Origin of the sequence: Flavobacterium sp. (assembly GCF_046296355.1) — a bacterium.
GTDB lineage: Bacteria > Bacteroidota > Bacteroidia > Flavobacteriales > Flavobacteriaceae > Flavobacterium.
In genome coordinates this window covers 1-4,650 of the sequence record NZ_JBKBLM010000049.1, presented here as the reverse complement: position 1 = coordinate 4,650, position 4,650 = coordinate 1, and the positions used below count along the sequence as shown (strand labels likewise).

Annotated in this window: 5 protein-coding genes; all 5 read left to right on the top strand. The window is 36.8% G+C overall.

Annotated features, from left to right (window positions below; translation table 11 throughout):
* The coding region (locus ACK4HO_RS12565; protein WP_409666310.1) for a tRNA-guanine transglycosylase at positions 1-323 on the top strand (323 nt) is incomplete at its 5' end.
* 87 nt (positions 324-410) lie between these two features.
* Positions 411-1,496 carry an LptF/LptG family permease gene (locus tag ACK4HO_RS12560; protein ID WP_409666308.1) on the top strand — a complete coding sequence of 362 codons (1,086 nt, stop codon included), beginning with the start codon at positions 411-413 and terminating at the stop codon, positions 1,494-1,496.
* A complete protein-coding gene (locus ACK4HO_RS12555; RefSeq protein WP_409666306.1) occupies positions 1,483-2,412 on the top strand; it encodes a DMT family transporter in 930 nt (309 codons plus the stop codon). The genes ACK4HO_RS12560 and ACK4HO_RS12555 overlap by 14 nt, the downstream gene beginning before the upstream one ends.
* 107 nt (positions 2,413-2,519) lie before the next feature.
* Positions 2,520-3,473, top strand: a complete 954-nt coding sequence (locus tag ACK4HO_RS12550; RefSeq protein ID WP_409666305.1) for an acetyl-CoA carboxylase carboxyltransferase subunit alpha — start codon at positions 2,520-2,522, stop codon at positions 3,471-3,473.
* A gap of 140 nt (positions 3,474-3,613) precedes the next feature.
* A partial coding sequence (locus tag ACK4HO_RS12545; RefSeq protein ID WP_409666303.1) for a replicative DNA helicase occupies positions 3,614-4,650 on the top strand: 1,037 nt, incomplete at its 3' end.

The window sequence follows — 4,650 nt, the reverse complement described above, 5'->3', positions numbered from 1 at the left end:
TCGATTGTGTAATGCCAACGCGTAATGCCAGAAATGGGATGTTATTTACCGCGAATGGTTCCATTAATATCAAAAATAAAAAATGGGAAGATGATTTTTCTCCGATAGACGAAATGGGAATCACTTTTGTTGACACCGAATATACCAAAGCTTATCTGCGTCATTTATTTGCGGCAAATGAGTATTTAGGAAAACAAATTGCCACCATTCATAATTTAGGTTTCTATATGTGGTTGGTTCGTGAAGCCAGAAAACATATCTTAGCCGGAGATTTCAGAACTTGGAAAGACATGATGGTAAAACAAATGAGCCAACGATTATAAAATAGTTGAAAGTCAAATGTCAAAAGTCGAAAAGCATTATGTTGTTAGACTTTAAGACTTAAGACTTTAAGACTTTAAGACTTAACTATGTTAAAAATAATTGACAAATACATCCTCAAGCGATACTTAGCCACATTCTTAGTAATGTTGCTAATGTTTATTCCTATTGGAATAGTGATTGATGTTTCGGAAAAAGTCAACAGAATGATTGAAAACCAAGCGCCATTCAATGAAATTGCATGGTACTATCTTGACTTTACCATTTATTTTGCCAATTTATTATTTCCCATATTTCTTTTTCTTTCGGTGATTTGGTTTACCTCCAAGTTGGCCAATAATACCGAAATCATAGCCATCCTAAGCTCCGGAATTTCTTTTTCAAGGTTCCTGCGTCCTTATATAGTTGGTGCTACAATAGTTTCCTTTTTTGCTTTAATAATGAGTGTTTATTTGGTGCCAAGTGCCAGTGCCGGATTTAAGAATTTCAGGTACAAATACCTTATTGGTAACGGGCAAAATGAAATGCGGGACAACTCAGATGTGTTTCGCCAAATCAGCAAAGACGAATATTTGTTTGTAAGCGGTTTTAATGAAACCAGTAAAATGGCCTTCAATTTTTCTATGGAGAAATTTGAAGGCGACCAATTGAAATATAAATTAATCGCCAGCCGAATCAAATGGAATGAAAAAACCAAAAACTACACGCTTTTTAATTACAGCAAAAGAAAAGTAGGGGAGTTTGGCGACATCATTGAACGCGGCGAAAAAAAGGATACTATTTTTAATTTCGATTTAGAAGATTTAACCCCATTAGTCTACATCGCTGAAACCTTGCCTTTGAACGATTTGCATAAGTTTATCGACAAAGAAAAAGCCCGTGGTTCTTCTAATATCAATACCTATTTGGTGGTGTTGTACAAAAAGTACAGCATACCGGTTTCAGCTTTTATTTTGACCATTATTGCCGTAGCGGTTTCGGCTATGAAACGCCGTGGCGGAATGGGAGCCAACTTGGCTATCGGAATTGTATTGGCCTTTGCTTTTGTCTTCTTAGATAAGGTTTTTGGCGTATTGGCAGAAAAATCAACAGCACCGCCATTGATTGCGGTTTGGACACCCAACATTGTTTTTGGTCTCTTAGCGATTTACCTTTTAAGAAATGCCAAACGATAATCTAAAAAGCTATTTACACCTTCATTTGATTGTTTTCATTTGGGGATTTACCGCCATACTTGGCGCGTTAATTACCTTAGATGCTTTACCTTTAGTTTGGTTCCGAATGCTCTTTGCCGTTTGTTTTATCGCTATTTATATTTACTATAAAAAGTTGCCTTTAAAAGTGCCAATCAAAATTTTAATGCAATTTCTTTTTTCAGGATTGATCATTGCTTTACATTGGTTTACTTTTTTTCACGCGATTAAAATTTCAAACGTTTCTATAACGCTGGCTTGTCTTTCCACCGGCGCGTTATTTGCCTCAATATTGGAACCTATTTTATATGGCAAAAAGATTGTTTGGTACGAATTGCTCTCCGGACTTGTTGCAATTGTAGGATTGTATTTTGTAGCCGTTTCAGCTGATACAGGAACGGAAGGATTGCTTCATGCTATTTTTAACGGAGGCAATCAATTTTTACTGGGAATCGGGTATGCTTTAACATCAGCTTTTCTCTCGGCATTGTTTGCGGTAATTAACAGCAGATTAGTAAAATCCTATGATGCGACTGTAATTTCGTTTTATGAACTCAGCGGTGGTGTAGTGTTTTTCTCTTTTCTATTGTTGTTCTTCGGCAGTTTTACACCTGAATTTTTTCAGCTTTCTGCCAAAGATTTAGGGTATTTATTGATACTGAGTTCGGTTTGTACCGCTTATGCTTTTATCGCGTCTACCGCTGTGATGAAGTTTTTAAGTCCGTATACGGTCATGCTCACCATCAATTTGGAACCCATTTACGGCATCATTTTAGCCGTATTAATTTTTGAAGAAAAAGAAAAAATGAGTTTCGAATTCTACATCGGAGCGTTAATTATTTTAATGACCGTAATCATAAACGCCATCATAAAAAGCAGAAAAAAAGAATTAAGTTAAGGTCAAACAAAGGTTAATTTTTGTTTAAAACTAATCCCAAAGATTTGCTTTTTATCACAATTTAAAATTTTATATTTGCTATTCGATTAAACAAAACAAACAACCCTATGGAATATTTAGATTTTGAACTTCCTATCAAGGAATTAGAAGATCAACTCGATAAATGTCAATTAATTGGTGCTGAATCTAATGTAGATGTTACTAATACTTGTAAACAAATTGAAAAAAAATTAGAGGAAACCAAAAGGAAAATCTACAAAAACCTTACCGCTTGGCAAAGAGTACAATTATCACGTCATCCAAACCGACCTTATACTTTAGAGCATATTACCAACCTAACCAAAGGCACTTTCTTAGAAATGTTTGGCGACAGAAATTTCAAAGATGACAAAGCCATGATTGGTGGTTTGGGTCGAATTGACGGGCAATCGTTCATGCTTATCGGACAACAAAAAGGAATCAATACCAAAATGCGTCAGTTGCGTAACTTCGGTATGGCCAGTCCTGAAGGGTATCGCAAAGCCTTGCGTTTGATGAAAATGGCGGAAAAATTTAATCTTCCTGTGGTAACACTTATTGACACTCCTGGAGCATTTCCCGGTTTAGAAGCAGAAGAACGCGGTCAAGGAGAAGCCATCGCGAGAAATATTTTAGAAATGGTGCGTTTAAAAGTGCCGATTATCTGTGTAATTATTGGTGAAGGTGCATCCGGTGGCGCTTTAGGAATAGGCGTTGGAGACCGAGTTTTAATGATGGAAAACACTTGGTATTCTGTTATTTCTCCCGAATCTTGTTCATCTATTTTATGGAAAAGCTGGGAATACAAAGAACAAGCAGCCGAAGCCTTGAAATTGACTTCTTCGGATATGAAAAAAATGAAATTGGTAGATGATGTAATTCCGGAACCATTAGGTGGCGCACATTACGATAAAGAAACGACATTCAAAACCGTTGAACAATATATCATGAAAGCGTTTAATGAACTGAAAGATTTATCAACAGCAGAATTAGTGGCGCAGAGGATGGATAAATACAGTAAGATGGGCGAATACAAGGAATAAATCTCACAAAATACAGTTGAAATCCGAAGCCCTATGGTTTCGGATTTTTTTTTGGTTATCAACAAAAAACACAAACTTATAAACATTGGTTTTGAATAACTCAATTCCAAAATTTTTACAAAAAGAGCTACTTTCGTTTCATGGAAAATCTCAGAAATATTAACCCTATCAAAGTAGATAAAACTACGATTATCAATTTAGAAAAAGGAAAACTCCCGCCACAAGCCATGGACTTGGAGGAAGCGGTATTGGGCGCGATGATGATTGATAAAAAAGGTGTCGATGAGGTAATTGATATTCTCCAACCCGATGCTTTTTACAAAGACGCTCACAAACACATTTTTGAAGCTATTTTTCAGTTATTCACAGATTCTCAGCCTATTGACTTGTTAACAGTTTCGGCCCAACTCAAAAAGAGCGCAAAGCTGGATTTGGCCGGTGGTGATTTTTACTTAATTCAGCTGACGCAAAAGATATCTTCTTCAGCGCACATTGAATTTCACTCGAGAATTATTCTGCAAAAATACATCCAACGAAGCTTAATCAAAATCTCTTCGGAAATCATCGAAGAATCCTATGATGAATCCACCGATGTATTCGATTTATTAGACAAAGCCGAATCCAAATTATACGAAGTAACCCAAGGCAATATCAAACGAAGCTCTGAAACTGCTCAAAGTTTGGTAATCCAAGCCAAAAAAAGAATTGAAGATATCGCCAACAAAGAAGGTTTGAGCGGAATAGCAACCGGTTTTGAAAAACTGGACAAAGTAACTTCCGGTTGGCAACCATCAGATTTAATTATTATCGCGGCTCGTCCGGGTATGGGTAAAACGGCTTTCGTTTTATCGATGGCGAGAAATATTGCAATTGATTTTGGCCATCCGGTAGCGTTATTCTCTTTGGAGATGTCATCGGTACAGTTAATCACGCGTTTGATTTCTTCGGAAACCGGTTTGTCTTCGGAAAAATTAAGAACCGGAAAGTTAGAAAAACACGAATGGGAGCAATTGTCTACCAAAGTAAAAGACTTAGAAAAGGCACCGTTGTATATTGATGATACGCCATCGCTTTCCATCTTCGATTTAAGAGCCAAAGCAAGACGTTTGTCCTCACAACACGGCATCAAGATGATTATAGTCGACTACCTTCAATTGATGACCGCAGGCGGAAGCAA